This is a genomic window from Streptomyces sp. KM273126 (assembly GCF_004337435.2).
In the GTDB taxonomy this organism is placed as follows: Bacteria; Actinomycetota; Actinomycetes; order Streptomycetales; family Streptomycetaceae; genus Streptomyces; species Streptomyces acidicola.
In genome coordinates this window covers 4434692-4453614 of record NZ_SJXB02000001.1, presented here as the reverse complement: position 1 = coordinate 4453614, position 18923 = coordinate 4434692, and the positions used below count along the sequence as shown (strand labels likewise).

Here is an 18923-nt window from a genome sequence, read left to right as displayed (position 1 = left end):
CTCCCCCCACGCGGATACGGCACTCACCCCACACAGGGCGCACACCACCCGTGCGCGGGCACGTACGCCACCCAGGGCGCGCCCCTCCCGCCGAGGCGCTCCCACGGGCTCCGCCCATCCTCGTCACCCGTGCTCCGCCTGGAACATCCAGTGATGCTTTTCGAGATCCGCCGTGATCCCGATGAAGATGTCCTGGCTCACCGGGTCGGGGTCGGCGGTGGAGTTCACCCGTTGCCGCATCCGCGTGATGACCGCGCCCAGCGCGTCCACGAGCGTTCCCACCGCGTCCGTGTCCTTGACCCAGCCATCAGGGACCTTGCCGATGCCGCTGGTGGCCGCGACCGTGCCGGCCCGTCCGTCGGGCGAGACACCCAGTGTCGCGGCCCGTTCCGCCACCGTGTCGGAATGCGTCCGGGCGGTGGCCACGACCTCGTCGAGCTGAAGGTGGATGGAGCGGAAACGCGGCCCGACGATGTTCCAGTGGATCTGCTTCGCCACCAGGGAGAGGTCCACCAGGTCGACCAGGGCGCCCTGCAGCGCCTCGGACACGGTCTTGAGGTCGGCCTCGGGCAACGGGCTCTTCACGACGTACATGGGCAAGCTCCGAATCCCTCCGCCGCGAACCCTCGCGCGGAGAATCGTTCGTACGGCCCCGAGCCCCCACTTACTCCAAGATGACCGCCCCGCCCACGACGGGCAAACGGGGAAACACGAAAGCCCCGGCCGACGCTCCTCCGGGTCTCCCCGGAAGAGCCCCGTCCGGGGCTTCCTCGCACCTCACCTCACGACGGGCCTCGGCCCGGTTCGTGAGTCAGACACATCACACCGCGTCGAACGCTCACGCGGCGACGACGTCCACCGCCTCGGCGGGCGCCTTGATCGTTACCCGTTCCGGTGGCACACCGGTCACCGATACGGAGTTGAGCATGGGTCGACGCACTGGTGCGGGCACCGGCTCGGCGGCCGCTGCCGACTGGGCCAGCTCGGCGAGTGCGAGCTCGTCGCTCACTTCCCGCATGAGCTCGGACATCCGTACGTCCAGCGCGTCGCAAATGGCGGAGAGCAGCTCGGAGGAAGCCTCCTTCTGCCCCCGCTCCACCTCGGAGAGATAGCCGAGTGAGACTCGGGCGGACGAGGAGACTTCGCGCAGAGTACGGCCCTGGCGCTGGCGCTGCCGACGCAGCACGTCACCCAGCAGGCGACGGAGCAGAATCATCGGTGGCTCCCTCCTCGGACCGCGTAGCCGCATCCTTCACGCCCCACCGTACCGCCTTGCGCCGCGGCCGTGCGGGGAGCGCTGTCGTGTTCACTAAGGGCTGCAAACATCAAGTCCCCCCGTTCTGTTCCGTATCCTGTGCCCGCTCATTCCCGGTCTGTTCGCCCGCAAGCTCCTTCAGGAGCAGTGCGAGTACGCTCCGTACACTCTCCATACGGATTTCCGCCCGGTCGCCGTTCAACCGCAACGCAGACACTTTCCCGCCACCTGAACCGCCGGAATCCGCGCCGAACGGTCCGTCGACGGCAACGAAAACCGTGCCCACCGGCTGTCCGTCCTGGGGTTCGGGACCCGCGACACCGGTGGTCGCGATGCCCCAGTCCGCACCGAGGAACTTCCGCACTCCGGCCGCCATCTGGGCCGCGACCTGCGGATTCACCGCTCCGTGCGCCGCCAGGAGACTGGCGTCGACGCCGAGCACCTCGTGCTTGAGCTCGGTGGCGTAGGCGGTCACCGAGCCGCGGAACGCATTCGAGGCTCCGGGCGTCGCTGTGATCTCGGCCGCCACCAGACCACCGGTCAGCGACTCGGCGACGGCGAGCGTCTCGCCCCTCACCATGAGTAGTCGCAGCACGTCGGCGGCCGTGGAACTCACCGATCCGCCTCCTCTGCCACCGTCTTCTGCGGGGCGACTCCGCGCTTGCGCAGCACAATGGCCTGTCTTACATAGTCGAGCCCGGTCACGACGGTCAGAACGACCGCCACGGCCATCACCCAGAACCGCAGCGTCGCCAGGGGACCCGTCAGCGCCAGGACGTACATCCCGACGGCCGTGCCCTGCACGAGCGTCTTCATCTTGCCGCCACGGCTCGCGGGGATGACGCCGTACCGGATGACCAGGAAACGCATCAGGGTGATCCCGAGTTCCCGGCCGAGGATGACGCCCGTCACCCACCACGGCAGATCGCCCAGACCGGACAGGCAGATCAGCGCCGCTCCCATGATCGCCTTGTCGGCGATGGGGTCGGCGATCTTCCCGAAGTCGGTGACGAGGTTGTACGTGCGCGCCAGGTGGCCGTCGAAGACGTCGGTGATCATGGCGACGGCGAACGCGGCCCAGGCCCAGGCGCGCCACACCGGGTCGTACCCGCCGTCCATGAGCATCAGCGCGACGAAGCCGGGCACGAGGACCAGGCGGAGCATGGTCAGGAGGTTCGCGACGTTCCAGAGACTGGCCTGGTTGACGGCGGCAGCGCCCAGCTTCCCGGCGCGCACCGGCTTGGCTCCGCTCGGGGCGCCCGAGGCGCCGGCGGAACCACCCGCCGCGGATGCCGGGACTCCCGTCATCTGACCCCCTCCTCAGGACAGGCGAGCGAGCCCTGCAGCGGCTCCGCCACCAGGTCGACGCCCTCCGTGCCGACCACCTTCGCCTCGACCATGAGGCCGACGCTCAGGCCCGCACCGGTCGTGAACAGCACCTGGCCGTCCGTCTCGGGAGCCTGGTGCGCACCGCGGCCGTACGCGCCCTCTTCGCCGTCGACCGACTCGACCAGCACCTGCACCGTCTCGCCGACCCGGTCCTCGGCGCGCTGCGAGACGAGCTCCTCGGCCAGCCGGGACACGCGCGCGAGCCGCTCGGCGACCACGTCCTCGTCCAGCTTGTCCTCGTACGTCGCGGCCTCGGTGCCCTCCTCGTCGGAGTAGCCGAAGACGCCGATCGCGTCCAGTCTCGCGCCGTTCAGGAACCGCTCCAGCTCCGCCAGGTCGTCCGCGGTCTCGCCGGGGAAGCCGACGATGAAGTTGGACCGCACACCGGCCTCCGGGGCCTTGGCGCGGATCGTGTCGAGCAGCTCCAGGAACTGGTCGGTGCTCCCGAAGCGCCGCATCGCGCGCAGCACACCGGGGGCGGAGTGCTGGAAGGACAGGTCGAAGTAGGGCACCACGTTCGGGGTGGACGTCAGCACGTCGATGAGCCCGGGCCGCATCTCGGCGGGCTGGAGGTAGCTGACGCGCACGCGCTCGATGCCGTCGACCGCGGCGAGCTCGGGCAGCAGGGTCTCCAGGAGACGGATGTCGCCCAGGTCCTTGCCGTACGAGGTGTTGTTCTCGGAGACCAGCATGATCTCCTTCACGCCCTGCTCGGCGAGCCAGCGGGTCTCGCCCAGGACGTCGCTCGGCCGCCGCGAGATGAAGGATCCGCGGAACGAGGGGATGGCGCAGAAGGAGCAGCGCCGGTCGCAGCCGGAGGCGAGCTTCACCGAGGCGACGGGCGAGCCGTCGAGGCGGCGCCGCAGGGGCGCACGGGGACCCGAGGCCGGAGCGAGACCCTCCGGGAGATCGACGGGCGCATGCCCGGGAAGCGCGACGTCGGCACCCGCGCTCTGCCGCTCGGCGGGGCTGATGGGCAGCAGCTTGCGCCGGTCGCGCGGGGTGTGCGAGGCGTGGATGCCGCCGGAGAGGATGGTCTGGAGGCGGTCGGAGATGTCCGCGTAGTCGTCGAAGCCGAGCACGCCGTCGGCCTCGGGCAGGGCTTCCGCCAGCTCCTTGCCGTAGCGCTCGGCCATGCAGCCGACCGCCACGACGGCCTGCGTTCTGCCGTGGTCCTTGAGGTCGTTGGCCTCCAGGAGGGCGTCGACCGAGTCCTTCTTCGCGGCCTCGACGAAGCCACAGGTGTTCACCACGGCGACGTCGGCGTCCCCGGCGTCCTCGACGAGTTCCCAGCCGTCCGCCTCCAAGCGGCCTGCGAGCTCCTCCGAGTCCACCTCGTTACGGGCGCAGCCGAGTGTGACGAGTGCGACGGTACGGCGTTCAGGCATGGGCTCAAGACTACTTCGTCCCACTGACAGCCCACGTCGACGGGGTTGGCCGATCTTGGCCAACCCCGTGCCCGCACACCCCTGTGGCTCGTCCGTGCGAGCCGAAACCCCTCGCCTATCCGGCCTCGGGGTCGCCCTTCGTGTACGTCAGGCGTTCGACCGCGCCGGGCTGCCACTCGTCCTCGATCTTCTTGCCGTTCACATACAGCTGGATCGCGCCCGCGTCACCGAGGACGAGGTCGATCTTCTCCTTGTCCTGGAAGGTCTTGGCGTCGCCCTGCTCCAGGAGCCCGTCGAAGAGCAGCCGGCCGTTGTGGTCCTTGGCCGAGATCCAGCTGCGTCCGTCGTCGGCACTGACCTGGACGGTCACCTTGTCCTGGGGCGCGGCCGCGATGGCGCTGTCGGACGCGTCGGGCTTCGGGGCGCCGTCCGCCCTGTCGTTCTTGGGCGTGGGCGAGGAATCGGGCTTGCTCGTGGTGGGCGTGGAGCCCTCGGCGACCGCCGTCGTGCCGTCGTCGTCACCGCCGCTGAACAGCGTGAAGCCGACGAAGCCGATCACCGCGACGATCGCGGCGACCATGGCGGCGGTCCAGTTCGGCCCGTGCCGGTCGGGGCGGATGCGCTCCGCCTCGAACAGCGGTGCCGCCAGGCCGGGGGCGGGGCGCCCGCCGTGGCCGGCTTCGAACTGTGCGAGCAGCGGCGCCGGATCGAGGCGCACCGCGCGCGCGAGAGTGCGGATGTGCCCGCGCGCGTAGACGTCCCCGCCACAGGCAGCGAAGTCGTCCTGCTCGATCGCGTGCACGATGGCGATGCGGACCCGGGTGGCGCTGCTGACGTCGTCGACGGTCAGCCCGGCATCGAGGCGCGCCTGCTGGAGGGCGCGGCCGATCGAGAGGCGTTCCGCCTCACGTTCGTCGCGGTCTTCTTCGAACGGACGCTCGTCTTCGGGGGAGTTGCCGTCAGGGGAGTTGCCGATGGACACGGGGGCGCCTTTCGAGCGTGTAGCCACCTGTGCTAGGGGTTCAGTCTAGGGGGGGTACGAAAGGGTGGGGCAACCGGGCGGTCGGAGTTTGTACGCCATCAGAACGGCCGGACATCCTGAGGGTGAGGCAGACAGTTGTCGCCTCCCTCAACTTGACGTACGCCGACGGGAAACGGTTGCCCACCATACCCTTACAGGCGGGGCATGTTCGATTACTCCGTTTGCCATGCACCACCCGAGAAGAGCATTCCCGGCGGCCGGTCTCCCTAGCCGTCGGCCTCTCCACGGATCACCGCGAGCACCCCGTCCAACTCATCGGGCTTCACCAGGACGTCGCGCGCCTTCGAACCCTCGCTCGGGCCCACGATGTTGCGCGACTCCATGAGGTCCATCAACCGTCCGGCCTTGGCGAAGCCCACGCGCAGCTTGCGCTGGAGCATCGAGGTGGACCCGAACTGCGTGGAGACGACCAGCTCGGCCGCCTGGCACAGCAGGTCGAGGTCGTCGCCGATGTCCTCGTCGATCTCCTTCTTCTGCTTGGTGCCGACGACGACATCGTCCCGGAAGACGGGCGTCATCTGGTCCTTGCAGTGCTGGACGATCGCCGCGACCTCGTCCTCGGTCACGAACGCGCCCTGCATTCGGGTCGGCTTGTTGGCCCCCATCGGCAGGAAGAGCCCGTCGCCCTTGCCGATCAGTTTCTCGGCGCCCGGCTGGTCGAGGATGACGCGCGAGTCGGCGAGCGAGGAGGTGGCGAAGGCGAGCCGTGAGGGCACGTTCGCCTTGATGAGGCCCGTGACGACGTCGACCGACGGCCGCTGCGTGGCGAGCACGAGGTGGATGCCGGCCGCGCGAGCGAGCTGTGTAATGCGCACGATGGCGTCCTCGACGTCCCGGGGCGCCACCATCATCAGGTCGGCCAGCTCATCGACGATCACCAACAGATAGGGGTACGGCTGGAGTTCGCGTTCGCTGCCCTCCTGCGACTTCACCTTGCCGCTCCGCACGGCCGCGTTGAAGTCGTCGATGTGCCGGTAGCCGTACGCCGCGAGGTCGTCGTACCTGAGGTCCATCTCCCGTACGACCCACTGGAGGGCCTCGGCGGCCCGCTTGGGGTTGGTGATGATCGGCGTGATCAGGTGCGGGATGCCCTCGTAGGCGGTCAGTTCGACGCGCTTGGGATCGACGAGGACCATGCGGACGTCCTCGGGGGTGGCGCGCACCATGACGGACGTGATCAGGCAGTTGATGCACGACGACTTACCGGAGCCGGTCGCACCGGCGACCAGCACATGCGGCATCTTCGCCAGATTGGCCATCACATAGCCGCCCTCGACGTCCTTGCCGAGCGCGACCAGCATCGGATGGTCGTCCTCGGCGGCGTCCGCGAGGCGCAGGACGTCCCCGAGGTTCACCATCTCGCGGTCGGTGTTGGGGATCTCGATACCCACCGCGGACTTGCCGGGGATCGGCGAGATGATCCGCACGTCGGGGCTGGCGACGGCGTACGCGATGTTCTTCGTCAGCGCCGTGATCCGCTCGACCTTCACCGCGGGACCGAGCTCGACCTCGTACCGCGTGACCGTCGGCCCGCGCGTGAAGCCCGTGACACGGGCGTCGACCTTGAACTCGGTGAAAACGGTCGTCAGGGAGTCGACTATGGCGTCGTTGGCCGCGCTGCGGGCCTTTCCGGGTCCCCCGCGCGCGAGGAGGTCCAGCGACGGCAGGGAGTAGGTGATGTCCCCGGCGAGCTGGAGTTGTTCGGCACGCGGCGGGAGATCGCGGGTATCGGCGGGCGGTGCCTTGGTGAGGTCGGGGACCCCCGCGTTCAGCTTCTCCTGTCGGGGCGGCTTGACGGTCCGCTCAGCCGCCTTGGAGCGCGCGGCCGGTACGGGTGTCGTCTCCTCGTAGCCGTCGCGTTCGGCGGTGACACCCTGGGTGAGGCCGGCGACGAGGGGCGAGGGCGGCATGCCGTGCAGGACCGCGCCGTCGAGTGCGGCAGCGGCGGCAGCAGCGACGTCCACAGCGCCCCTGGGCCGGTCCGGATCTGCTTGCGGCGCGGCGGACCTCCGGGGACGCCCACGGCGCCGTGAGAGGGCCTCCTGCTCGGCGCTGTCCGGGTCGTGGGCCTCGGAGGCGGTCCTGCGTCCCCGGGAGCGCGGGGGCAGCGACTCGCGCCACTGGTCGTCGTAGCGCTGGTCGTCCTCGGTGAGTTCCTCGTCGGTGTCGTCCTGGACGATGCCCAGCTTCCGGCCGAGCAGCCGCAGCCGCTGCGGGATGGCGTTGACCGGGGTCGCCGTGACGACGAGCAGACCGAAGATCGTGAGCAGCACGAGGAGCGGTACGGCGAGGACCTCACCCATGGTGTACGTCAGGGGCGTGGCCGCGCCCCAGCCGATGAGCCCGCCGGCGTCCCTTATCGCCTGCATGCCGTCGCTGCGCGCGGGCGCCCCGCACGCGAGGTGGACCTGACCGAGCACGCCGACGAGGAGCGCGGACAGACCGATGACGATGCGGCCGTTGGCCTCCGGCTTCTCGGGGTGCCGGATGAACCGGACGGCGATGACCGCGAGCAGAATCGGCACCAGCAGGTCGAGCCGCCCGAAGGCGCCGGTGACGAGCATCTCGACGAGGTCGCCGACCGGACCCTGCAGATTGGACCAGGTGCCGGCGGCGACGATCAGGGCCAGGGCGAGCAGCAGCAGCGCGATGCCGTCCTTCCTGTGCGCCGGGTCGAGACTCCGCGCGCCCTGCCCTATGCCTCGGAACACGGCGCCGACCGCGTGTGCGGCACCGAGCCAGACGGCGCGCACGAGCCGGTACACGCCTCCGGTCGGGTTGGGCGCCGGCTTCGGAGGGGCCGCCTTCTTCGCCGGTGCCTTCTTGGCGGGCGCTTTCTTCGCCGCGGTTTTCTTCGCAGGGGCCTTCTTCGCCGCAGCCTTCGGCGGAGCGGCCGTCTTCTTCGCGGCCTTCTTGGCTGCGGACTGACGTGAGGCCATGAGTGTGAGGTTACCGGTGGAGACCACAGTGGACACGTGTGGTTTCTGCTTCACCCATTCGTGTCGCCCGTGAAGAGGCAGCAAACTGACGTGACCCGCGGCAACCCTGACGGGCACTCACCCGGACCCTGACGCTTGCAGCAGCCCGTCCGGTGTTTGAGGACGAGGCCGTTCAGGCAGAAGCCGGAATCTGGGGGCGCTGCCCCAGGGGTGGGACGGGTAGGGGCGGCTGGGGCGAGATCCTCAGGCCCCAGCCACAACACCCGACCCCCGCAAGGCGCCACCGCACCCGGCAGAGCCTCGCTCAGTTCTGCGACGGCAACGAAGCCGCCCCGCTCCCGGTCCCCGGCTCCAACGCGTCCAGCGCCCTGCGCAGTCCCGTCAGTTTGCGTTCAAGATGCGCCGCGGTGGCCACCGCCGCCGCGTCAGCCGACTCGTCGTCAAGTTGCTTGGACAGCGCCTCGGCCTGCTCCTCGACCGCCGCGAGCCGCGCGGACAGCTCCGCGAGGAGTCCGACCGGCTCTTTGCTGTCGCCGACCGCGGACTTGCCACCGCCCTCCAACTGGAGTCGCAGCAGGGCGGCCTGCTCCCGGAGCTGGCAGTTCTTCATGTACAGCTCGACGAACACCGAGACCTTCGCCCGCAGCACCCACGGGTCGAACGGCTTGGAGATGTAGTCCACCGCGCCCGCCGCGTAACCGCGGAAGGTGTGGTGCGGGCCGTGGTTGATGGCGGTGAGGAAGATGATCGGGATGTCCCGTGTCCGTTCTCGCCGCTTGATGTGTGCTGCGGTTTCGAATCCGTCCATACCCGGCATCTGGACGTCCAGCAGAATGACCGCGAAGTCGTCCGTCAGCAGCGCTTTGAGCGCTTCCTCCCCGGACGATGCCCGCACCAGCGTCTGATCGAGCGCAGAGAGAATGGCCTCCAGCGCCAACAGATTCTCCGGCCGGTCATCGACCAGGAGGATCTTGGCCTTCTGCACCATGGCCCGCCCTCCTCGCCCCGGCGTGGGGCCTCCCCTGTCCTCAGGACTTGGGACGGCACCGCCGGGCGCCGTCCCAGGGGACGACTCCCTTGCGCCGCCCGTCCTTGTGCCGGTCATGGTAGCCGCACCCCGCCCGTCGCCACACCCTGTCACCGTGATGTCACTGTGCACGTAGCAGAAACGTAGCGGGAGACCAGAAGGTTCCCCCAATCCCGCCCCTCTACACGGCTGCGGCCACGGTCAGTTATGCGATTTCCGGCGCGCCTCGGCGGCAACTCGCTGCCGCCGGCACGCCAGTTGCCGGATCGCACCCGGAGTGTCCGGACACTCATTCGGCGCGCATCCACTGGTCCATGACCGTGAGCAGGTGATCGGGGTCGACGGGCTTCGTGACGTAGTCCGAGGCACCCGACTCGATGGCCTTCTCCCGGTCGCCCTTCATCGCCTTGGCGGTCAGCGCGATGATCGGCAGCCCGGCGAACTGCGGCATCCGGCGGATCGCCGTCGTCGTGGCGTATCCGTCCATCTCGGGCATCATGATGTCCATCAGGACGACCGCCACATCGTCGTGCTGCTCCAGGACCTCGATGCCCTCGCGGCCGTTCTCGGCGTACAGCACCGACAGGCCGTGCTGCTCCAGGACGCTGGTCAGCGCGAACACGTTGCGGATGTCGTCGTCGACGATCAGCACCTTCTCGCTGGCGAACCGGATGCCCCTCTTCGGGTGAGCCGCGGCCTCCTGGCCGCCCGCCGACCACTGCTCCTGCCCCAAGGTCCCGGAGGCCGCCGTGGGCTGGGGGCGGTGCTCAACCGTCGGCAGCGCCCTGCGGCGCCGCCTGAAGAGCGCCGCGGGCCCGTTCTGGGTCGCGTGGTACGACCTCACCTCGGCCGGGGTCTCGATGTCCGGCGGGGACAGCTCCTCCACCGCGGACGCCAGCAGCTCGCCGGGCTCGATCATCGCGGCCGCGGGCTGCGTGTATCCCTGCGGCGGCAGTTCACTCGGGTGCAGCGGCAAATACAGGGTGAACGTGGAGCCGCGTCCGGGCTCGCTCTGCGCGTAGATCTCACCGCCCAGCAGACGCGCGATCTCCCGCGAGATGGACAGCCCCAGGCCCGTACCGCCGTACTTGCGGCTAGTGGTCCCGTCCGCCTGTTTGAAGGCGTCGAAGATCACCCGCATCTTGCTGGCCGCGATGCCGATGCCGGTGTCGGTCACGGAGAACGCGATCAGGTCGGCGTCCGCGTCCCGCAGCGAGCCGGCCTCCAGCAACTGCTCCCGGATGGCCACCGGGACGTCCGCGCTCGCAGGCCGGATGACCAGTTCGACCGCGCCCGTGTCGGTGAACTTGACCGCGTTGGACAGCAGGTTGCGCAGCACCTGCAGAAGCCGCTGTTCGTCGGTGTGCAGCGTGGCGGGCAGCTCCGGCGACACCCGTACGGAGAAGTCGATGCCCTTCTCCGCGGTGAGCGGCCGGAAGGTGGCCTCCACGTAGTCGACGAGCTGGACGAGCGCGATGCGCGTCGGGGAGACGTCCATCTTGCCCGCCTCGACCTTGGACAGGTCGAGGATGTCGTTGATCAGCTGGAGCAGGTCGGAACCCGCCCCGTGGATCGTCTCGGCGAACTCGACCTGCTTCGGCGTGAGGTTCGAGTCCGCGTTGTCGGCGAGCAGCTTGGCGAGGATCAGCAGCGAGTTGAGCGGGGTGCGCAGCTCGTGCGACATGTTCGCCAGGAACTCGCTCTTGTACCGCATGGACACGGCGAGCTGCTCGGCGCGCTCCTCCAGGACCTGCCGCGCCTCCTCGATCTCGGTGTTCTTGACCTCGATGTCGCGGTTCTGCCGGGCCAGCAACGCGGCCTTGTCCTCCAGCTCGGCGTTGGACGCCTGGAGGGCCTTCTGCCGCTGCTCCAACTCCTCCGAGCGCAGCCGGAGCTGCTCTGTCAGCTCCTGCGACTGCTTCAGCAGCACCTCGGTCTTGGTGTTGACCGAGATCGTGTTGACGCTCGTCGCGATCATTTCCGCGATCTGGTTGAGAAAGTCCTTCTGGATCTGCGTGAACGGCGTGAACGAGGCCAGCTCGATGACGCCGAGCACGGTCCCCTCGAAGAGCACCGGAAGCACGATGACCTGCGCCGGGGGTGCCTCGCCGAGACCGGAGGAGATCTTCAGATAGCCACTCGGCGCGTTCTCCACGAGGATCGTGCGTTTCTCCATGGCGGCCGTCCCGATGAGCGCCTCACCGGGCCGGAACGACGTCGGCATGGAACCCATGGAGTAGCCGTACGACCCGAGCATGCGCAGCTCGTACGCGTCGTCGTTGCCGGTACCGAGGTCCTTCAGGTCCTTGCCGTCGACGAGCGGCATGGCGAGGAAGAACGCGCCGTGCTGCGCGGAGACGACGGGGGTGAGCTCGCTCATGATCAGCGAGGCCACGTCCGCCAGATCGCGGCGGCCCTGCATCAGGGCGGAGATACGGGCGAGGTTGCCCTTCAGCCAGTCCTGCTCCTTGTTGGCGATCGTGGTGTCGCGCAGGTTGGCGATCATCTTGTTGATGTAGTCCTGAAGCTCCTGGATCTCGCCCGAGGCGTCCACGTCGATCTTCAGGTTGAGGTCGCCTCGGGTGACCGCGGTGGCCACGCGCGCGATGGCGCGCACCTGCCGGGTCAGGTTCCCGGCCATCTCGTTCACCGACTCGGTGAGGTCGCGCCAGGTGCCGTCGACGTCCCGTACGCGCGCCTGGCCGCCCAGCGCGCCTTCCGTGCCCACCTCGCGGGCGACCCGGGTGACCTCCTCGGCGAAGGACGAGAGCTGGTCGACCATCGTGTTGATCGTGGTCTTGAGCTCCAGGATCTCGCCACGCGCGTCGATGTCGATCTTCTTGGTCAGATCACCCTTGGCGATGGCCGTCGTGACCATGGCGATGTTGCGCACCTGACCGGTCAGGTTGGACGCCATGCCGTTCACGGACTCGGTGAGGTCCTTCCAGGTACCGGCGACTCCCGGCACGTGCGCCTGACCGCCGAGGATGCCGTCGGTGCCCACCTCGCGGGCCACGCGGGTCACCTGCTCGGCGAAGGAGCTCAGGGTCGTCACCATCGTGTTGACGGTGTCGGCGAGCTGGGCGACCTCACCACTCGCCTCGACGGTGACCTTCTTGGTGAGGTCACCGTTGGCGACCGCCGTCGTCACCTGGGCGATCTGCCGCACCTGACTGGTGAGGTTGGCCGCCATCACGTTGACGTTGTCGCTCAGGTCCTTCCAGATACCGGTGACCCCGAGCACCCGGGCCTGGCCGCCGAGCTGGCCCTCCGTGCCCACCTCACGGGCCACGCGGGTCACCTGCTCGGCGAAGTTCGAGAGCTGGTCGACCATCGTGTTGACGGTCGTGACGAGTTCGAGGATCTCGCCCTTCGCGTCGACCGTGATCTTCTTCGACAGGTCACCGTTGGCCACCGCCGTCGTGACCTCGGCGATGTTGCGCACCTGCATGGTCAAGTTGTTGGCCATGCCGTTCACGGACTGCGTGAGGTCCTTCCAGGTGCCGGAGACGCCCTGGACCTCGGCCTGCCCGCCCAGGATGCCCTCGGTACCCACCTCGCGGGACACACGCGTGACCTGCTCGGCGAAGTTCGAGAGCTGGTCCACCATCGTGTTGAGGGTGTTCTTCAGCTCCAGGATCTCCCCGCGCGCGTCCACGTCGATCTTCTGCGACAGATCACCGCGCGCCACCGCGGTCGCGACCTGCGCGATGTTGCGCACCTGCGAGGTGAGGTTGCCCGCCATGCCGTTCACGGAGTCGGTGAGGTCCCGCCACACACCGGCGACACCGGGGACCTGTGCCTGGCCGCCCAGGCGGCCCTCCGTACCCACCTCACGGGCCACGCGGGTCACCTGGTCGGCGAATGCGGAGAGCTGGTCCACCATCGTGTTGAGGGTGTTCTTCAGCTCCAGGATCTCCCCGCGCGCGTCCACGTCGATCTTCTGCGACAGGTCACCCCGCGCCACCGCGGTCGTCACCTGGGCGATCTGCCGCACCTGGGAGGTGAGGTTGCCGGCCATGAAGTTGACGGAGTCGGTGAGCTCCTTCCACGTGCCGGAGACGCCGTCCACGCGAGCCTGACCGCCGAGTCGGCCCTCGGTGCCCACGTCACGGGCCACCCGCGTGACCTCCGCACCGAACGCCGACAGCTGGTCGACCATCGTGTTCACGGTGTTCTTCAGCTGGAGCATCTCGCCGGACACGTCGACGGTGACCTTCTGCGAGAGGTCGCCGTTCGCCACCGCCGTCGTCACCTGGGCGATGTTCCTCACCTGTCCGGTGAGGTTACGGAACGCCGTGTTGACGGAGTCCGTCAGGTCCTTCCACGTACCGGCCGCACCGGGCACCTGGGCCTGGCCGCCCAGTTCACCCTCGACGCCGATCTCACGGGCCACCCGGGTGACCTCGGCACCGAACGCCGACAGCTGGTCGACCATCGTGTTGACGGTGTTCTTCAGCTCCAGCATCTCGCCGGCCACATCGACGGTGACCTTCTGGGACAGGTCGCCGTTCGCCACGGCGGTCGTCACGGCGGCGATGTCGCGCACCTGAGTGGTGAGGTTGCGGAACACCGTGTTGACGGAGTCCGTCAGGTCCTTCCAGGTGCCCGCCGCACCCGGCACGTTCGCCTGACCGCCGAGTTGGCCCTCGCCACCGACCTCGTTGGCGACACGTGTGACCTCGTCCGCGAAGGTCCGCAGGGTCTCCGTCATCTGGTTGATGGTCTCGGCGAGCTGCGCGACCTCGCCGCGTGCGCTCACCGTCACCTTCTGCGACAGATCACCGTTGGCGACGGCGGTGGTCACCTGTGCGATTCCGCGCACCTGGGCCGTCAGATTGCCGGCCATAAGATTCACCGAATCGGTGAGGTCCTTCCACACTCCCGACACACCGGGCACCTTCGCCTGGCCGCCGAGCTCACCCTCGGTACCCACCTCGCGCGCGACCCGCGTCACCTCGGAGGAGAAGGACGCAAGCTGATCCACCATCGTGTTGACGGTGTTCTTGAGCTCCAGCATCTCGCCAGCCACATGAACCGTGACCTTCCGTGACAGGTCACCCTTGGCCACGGCCGTCGTCACCAACGCGATGTCACGTACCTGCGCGGTCAACCGGTACGCCATCGTGTTGACGGAGTCCGTGAGGTCCTTCCACGAACCGGACATACCACGCACGCGTGCCTGGCCGCCCAGCTTGCCCTCGGTACCGACCTCGCTGGCCACACGGGTGACCTCGTCGGTGAACGTCGACAGCTGGTCCACCAGGTTGTTGACCGTGCGCCCCACCTTGAGGAACTCCCCCCGGAGGGGATGCCCGTTCCCGTCGGCGCCCTGGGCGCGCAGTTCCATACGCTGCGACAGATCGCCGTCGGCCACCGCGGACAGCACCCGGCCGACCTCGGAAACGGGCCGCACGAGGTCGTCGACCAGGGCGTTCGAGTTGTCGATCGCGGTCGCCCACGAACCCTCGCAGGCGCCCGTCTCCAGCCGCTCAGTGAGCTTGCCCTCGCGCCCCACCACGCGCCGTACGCGCGACAACTCACCCGTCAGGTGCAGGTTCCGGTCGGCCACCTCGTTGAAGACGGCCGCGATCTCCGACAGCACGCCGTCACCGGTGACCGTCAGCCGTTTGCGGAAGTTGCCGTCACGCATCGCTTCCAGCGCCGCCAGCAGCTTGTTCAGAGCCGCTGTGTCCACTGTTGTGGTGCCGTTGCGTGATGGTCGCTGCTTGCTCAGGGACTGTCCGCCTTTCGCGCGCGTCTTAGTGCCCCGCGTCGCTGCGCCAGACTCCACTGTGTCCCTCCCGCAGGGGTCGACCTTTACTGCACTGCGTACTCGGCTACCACTCGGCGTACCGGTTAACACCGCCTGCCCGATATACCAGGGTCGGCTGGGTGCTGCTGCCCCGACTGCACGGAAGGCACCCCACCTGCCCGGACCCTCCTTGGAAGCTTGCCCAGTGTTTCACCATCACTGAACCAGGCCATAACAGTTCGGCAGCTTCGCACACGGTCCGCACACCCTCCGGGCGTAAACACAGCGAACCGGCATCCGCATGGACGGCGAAGGTAAGTAACCTTGCATGCGGCTGTCCAGCCGTGCCGGCATGTCCGGCCTGGGCGGTGGCACGAAGACGACCGGGCAGGCATCGGAGGGGCGGCCGCACCATGACCACCGGACTGCATCCCGGGGGCTCACCCCAGGATCCTCGGCCGACGGAGAACCAGCCTCTGCAGCGGCAGGAGCGGGACGGCCACGGACCCTCGCATGCCTCCCCGCACGTCCTCCCGCACGTCGAGAACCGGACAAGGAGTTCTGTGATCACCGCGCGCGCGGCCGCCAGTTTCGAGCCCGTCGGGCGATCGGTCGCGACCGCCCGGTCCTTCGTCCGTGACACCCTCCAGGGCTGGGGTTTCGCCGACATCGTCGACGACGCCGTGGTCCTCACCAGCGAGTTGGTCACCAACGCGGTGGTACACGCGGGCACATCGGCCGACGTCCTCTGCCTGCGCACCGACGACGGCGTACGCATCGAGGTGGCCGACAGATACCCCGAGCGCGAGATCCCCCTCCAGACCACATCCGTCAACATGGGCAGCCCGGACCGCGAGGGCGGCCGCGGACTCCAGTTGTGCGCGGCGCTCGCGGGGCGCTGGGGCGTCGACTACACACCCACGCACAAGCAGGTGTGGTTCCACCTCGACCTGCCCGAACGTGCGGTGGGCACGCGCACGGCCGGCCCGTCCCTCCCCGCCGACCTCCTCCCGCTCGCCGACGGCCGAGTCCGCGTCGCCGTGGTCCAGATCGACCGCACGGGCTCGATCGGTGCCTGGAACGAGGACGCCGAAGAACTGTTCGGGTACATGGCCGAGCAGGTCACCGGCAAGCCTCTCACCGACCTCGCGGCCTGGCCGCACACCCCGGGCACCAGCACCGGCATCGCCGAGGCCCTCCAACTGTCCCGCTGGGAGGGCAGTTACGGCATCCGCGGCGCCAACGGCCGCGTAACTCCGGTGTACGCGTCACATCTCCGCGTCCGCGACACCCAGGGCGAGCCGTCCACCGTCTGCCTTCTCGTACGGGACCACGAACGCGCCGTCCTCCAGACCCCGGTGCGCGTACCGGCCTCCGACGCGGCCGTGGCGTCCGACGGCCAACCGACGGACCCCTTCGAGGTCTTCATCGGTTCCCCGGCCCCCGACGACCTGGACGGCCTCCTCCAGCGCACGGTCGAACGCGCCCGCGACATGCTCGACGGCGACTCCGCCTTCCTGCTCCTCGCGACCGACGACGAAACGGAGTTGGAGGTACGCGCCTCCACGGGCCTCCCCTCCGCCCGCCAGCGCTTCGCCCGCGTGCCGGTCGAGGCGGGCCCCGGCCGCTACGGCTCGGCCCGCATGCCGGCGGTCCACGACGACCTCACGGCGGTCCCCGGCGCCGTACCACTGCTCAGCGGCACGGGCATGCGCTCGGTCGTCACGGTCCCGCTCAAGGTCGAAGGCCGCCTCACCGGCTCCCTCGGCGTGGCGGCCGAGGCACCGGGGCGCTACTCCAACGAGGAGGCACTGCGCCTCCAGTTCGCCGCCGACCGCATCGCCCTCGCCGTCGAGTCGGCCCGCCTGGGCGAACTGGAGCGCCTGCGCCGCGGCTCGCTCAGCTTCCTCGTCGAGGCCTCGGACCTCCTCGCGGGCACCCTGGACCGCGACCAGACCCTCGCGCTCATGGCCCAGATGACGATCCCGACCCTCGCCACCTGGTGCGCGGTCTACACGATCGCCGACCAGGCCTCGGAGCCCTATCTCTCGTACGTCCTCCACGAGGACGAGGAGCGCATCGACGGCATCAAGGCCCTGCTGTCCAAGGTTCCCCCGCCGGACCCGATCCCCGCCCCGGGAGCCCGCGTTTGGTCGGCGCCCGCCGAGGCGGCCCATCAGGCCGCGCTGCGCACGTCCATGCGCAGCCTGGGCCTGGGCGAGCCCGCGACGGTGAGCTCGGGCATCGGCACCACGCTCGCGACGGCCGCGGCGGTGGGCGGCGAGACCGTGGTACTTCCGCTGGTGGCCCGCAACCGCGTGATCGGCATGCTGACGCTGGGCAAGCCGACGGACGAACACTTCCGCCAGGAGATCCTGGAACTGGCCGAGGACCTGTCGCGCCGGGCGGCACTGGCGCTGGACAACGCCCGCCTGTACTCGGAGCGCACGGCCATCAGCCAGTCCCTCCAGCGCAGCCTCCTGCCGCCCGAACTGCCGGAGGTCGAGGGCGTCGAGGTCGAGGTCATCTACCGGGCGGCCGGCGAGGGCAACGAGGTCGGTGGCGACTTCTACGACCTGTTCCCGATCCGCGACGGGGCGTACGGCTTCGCCATCGGCGACGTCTGCGGTACGGGCCCGGAGGCGGCCGCGGTCACGGGCCTCGCCCGGCACGCCCTGCGCCTGCTGGCCCGCGAGGGCTTCGGCGGCCCAGCGGTCCTGGAGCGCCTGAACTCCGCCATCATCGACGAGGGCGCCCGCAGCCGCTTCCTGACGCTCTTGTACGGCGAGTTGTGGCCCCAGGAGGACGGCAGCGCCATCCTGAAGGTGGTCTGCGCCGGCCATCCGCTCCCGCTCCGCCTGCGCCAGGACGGCTCGGTCGAACCGGCCGCCGAACCCCAGCCCCTGCTGGGCGTCATGGAGGACCTGGAGCTGTACGAGCAGACGGTCACCCTCGATCCCGGCGACGTCCTCCTGTGCGTGACGGACGGCGTCACCGAACGCCGCGAGGGCACCCGCATGCTGGGCGACGACGGCCTCACGGACGTCCTGACCACCTGCACGGGCCTGACAGCGGGCGCGGTCGCGGCTCGCATCATGCGCGCGGTCGAACGCTTCGCCTCCGACGCCCCGTCCGACGACATGGCGATCCTCGCGATGCGCGTGCCGGGCCTCCACAACGACTGACCCCAGCGCACAGAAAAGGCCTCGCCCTGATGGGCGAGGCCTTTTGTCAGAGCCCCCAAACGGAATCGAACCGTTGACCTTCTCCTTACCATGGAGACGCTCTACCGACTGAGCTATAGGGGCCTGTCGCCTTTTCGAGGTTTCCCTCGCGGCAACGGAATAGATCATACCCCGAACTGATGACTGCTCCACACCAATAGCCCACTGGGCCGCGCCACTGCCTGTGGGCGAGGGAGCGGACTCACGGGAAGGCGGGTTGCAGCAGTCCGCCCAGCGCGTTGCAGGCGGAGACGACACGCTGCACCTGCCGCTTGGTCAGTGAGCCGTCCACTGGCAGCGCCAGCGTCTCGTCCGAGGCGAGCTCGGTCTCCGGAAGGCAGACGTCCCGCCGGAACCCTGGCATGCGGTGCACGGGCGTCTTCACCGGCACCCGGCACTCAACCCCCCGGGCGCGCAAGGCGCGCGCGAAGGCGTCGCGGTCCGGCCGGCCGTTGCCGAGCACCCGCACGACGTACTGCTGGTAGGTGTGCTCACCGCCACCGTCCGGGGTACGCACCCCACGCAGTCGACCGCTGAGATGGGCGGCATGCGCCCTGCGCTGCGCGACCTCGTCGTACGGCCTCTCGGTCTCGCCCTGCTCCAGCACCAACAGCCCGTGCCGTTGCCCGACTTCACGCAACCGCGCGATGTCCGCAGTCCTGCCGAAGCGGTGCACGACGATCACGGCCGCGGTGCGCTCGCTGACGGCAGCATCGACGGCGGCGGCGTCCAGGCAGTACGTCCCCGGATCTATGTCGGCGAACACCGGCACCGCACCGGCCAGTTGCACGGCGTCGGCGACCTCCACGTTCCCGAACGCCGGCACGATGACCTCGTCACCTGCGCCGATGCCTGCGGCTCTGAGCATTGCGGCTGCACCCATGCTGCGGATGCTGGTGGTGCA

At 69.2% G+C, this 18923-nt stretch carries 11 protein-coding genes and 1 tRNA gene; 1 reads left to right on the top strand and 11 read right to left on the bottom strand.

Translation table 11 applies throughout. From position 1 onward, the window contains the following. Positions 1-123: 123 nt before the first annotated feature. The 9 genes from E0500_RS19125 to E0500_RS19085 all read right to left on the bottom strand — a co-directional run bounded on the left by E0500_RS19125 (position 124) and on the right by E0500_RS19085 (position 14834). Positions 124-594, bottom strand: a complete 471-nt coding sequence (locus E0500_RS19125) for a Dps family protein (protein WP_131568296.1) — start codon at positions 592-594, stop codon at positions 124-126. A gap of 244 nt (positions 595-838) precedes the next feature. Next, entirely contained in the window at positions 839-1216 is a 378-nt protein-coding gene (locus E0500_RS19120; RefSeq protein WP_131568294.1) for a helix-turn-helix domain-containing protein, read from the bottom strand. 109 nt (positions 1217-1325) lie between these two features. Further along, positions 1326-1871 carry a CinA family protein gene (locus tag E0500_RS19115; RefSeq protein WP_131568292.1) on the bottom strand — a complete coding sequence of 182 codons (546 nt, stop codon included), beginning with the start codon at positions 1869-1871 and terminating at the stop codon, positions 1326-1328. After that, positions 1868-2563: a CDP-diacylglycerol--glycerol-3-phosphate 3-phosphatidyltransferase gene (gene pgsA / locus E0500_RS19110; protein WP_131568290.1), complete on the bottom strand. Its 696-nt coding sequence runs from the start codon at positions 2561-2563 to the stop codon at positions 1868-1870. The genes E0500_RS19115 and pgsA overlap by 4 nt, the downstream gene beginning before the upstream one ends. Further along, entirely contained in the window at positions 2560-4032 is a 1473-nt protein-coding gene (rimO, locus tag E0500_RS19105; RefSeq protein WP_131568288.1) for a 30S ribosomal protein S12 methylthiotransferase RimO, read from the bottom strand. Before rimO ends, pgsA begins: the two co-directional genes overlap by 4 nt. A gap of 115 nt (positions 4033-4147) precedes the next feature. Next, a complete protein-coding gene (locus tag E0500_RS19100) occupies positions 4148-5014 on the bottom strand; it encodes a helix-turn-helix domain-containing protein (protein WP_131568286.1) in 867 nt (288 codons plus the stop codon). A gap of 266 nt (positions 5015-5280) precedes the next feature. Then, complete coding sequence (locus tag E0500_RS19095) at positions 5281-8013, bottom strand: DNA translocase FtsK (RefSeq protein WP_220140547.1); 2733 nt, start codon at positions 8011-8013, stop codon at positions 5281-5283. Positions 8014-8317: 304 nt separating this feature from the next. Beyond that, positions 8318-9001, bottom strand: coding sequence for a two-component system response regulator (locus tag E0500_RS19090; RefSeq protein ID WP_131568281.1), 684 nt, complete (start codon positions 8999-9001; stop codon positions 8318-8320). Positions 9002-9329: 328 nt separating this feature from the next. After that, positions 9330-14834: a HAMP domain-containing protein gene (locus tag E0500_RS19085; RefSeq protein WP_131568279.1), complete on the bottom strand. Its 5505-nt coding sequence runs from the start codon at positions 14832-14834 to the stop codon at positions 9330-9332. 374 nt (positions 14835-15208) lie between these two features. On the opposite strand from E0500_RS19085, the gene E0500_RS19080 reads away from it, so the two are divergent. Next, positions 15209-17980 (top strand): SpoIIE family protein phosphatase, encoded by a 2772-nt coding sequence (locus E0500_RS19080; RefSeq protein ID WP_131568277.1) that lies wholly within the window; start codon positions 15209-15211, stop codon positions 17978-17980. 50 nt (positions 17981-18030) lie between these two features. Here E0500_RS19080 and E0500_RS19075 read toward each other — a convergent pair. Both E0500_RS19075 and E0500_RS19070 read right to left on the bottom strand, forming a co-directional pair. Further along, a tRNA-Thr gene (locus tag E0500_RS19075) sits at positions 18031-18103 on the bottom strand. A 118-nt stretch (positions 18104-18221) separates the two neighbouring features. Beyond that, positions 18222-18887, bottom strand: coding sequence for a DegT/DnrJ/EryC1/StrS family aminotransferase (locus tag E0500_RS19070; protein WP_131568298.1), 666 nt, complete (start codon positions 18885-18887; stop codon positions 18222-18224). Positions 18888-18923 lie beyond the last annotated feature (36 nt).

Coding starts and splice junctions, on each gene's coding strand:
- E0500_RS19090 (WP_131568281.1), bottom strand. CDS start 9,001: ATGGTGCAGAAGGCCAAGATCCTCCTGGTCGATGACCGGCCGGAGAAT.
- pgsA (WP_131568290.1), bottom strand. CDS start 2,563: ATGACGGGAGTCCCGGCATCCGCGGCGGGTGGTTCCGCCGGCGCCTCG.
- E0500_RS19070 (WP_131568298.1), bottom strand. CDS start 18,887: ATGCTCAGAGCCGCAGGCATCGGCGCAGGTGACGAGGTCATCGTGCCG.
- rimO (WP_131568288.1), bottom strand. CDS start 4,032: ATGCCTGAACGCCGTACCGTCGCACTCGTCACACTCGGCTGCGCCCGT.
- E0500_RS19120 (WP_131568294.1), bottom strand. CDS start 1,216: ATGATTCTGCTCCGTCGCCTGCTGGGTGACGTGCTGCGTCGGCAGCGC.
- E0500_RS19095 (WP_220140547.1), bottom strand. CDS start 8,013: ATGGCCTCACGTCAGTCCGCAGCCAAGAAGGCCGCGAAGAAGACGGCC.
- E0500_RS19125 (WP_131568296.1), bottom strand. CDS start 594: ATGTACGTCGTGAAGAGCCCGTTGCCCGAGGCCGACCTCAAGACCGTG.
- E0500_RS19080 (WP_131568277.1), top strand. CDS start 15,209: ATGACCACCGGACTGCATCCCGGGGGCTCACCCCAGGATCCTCGGCCG.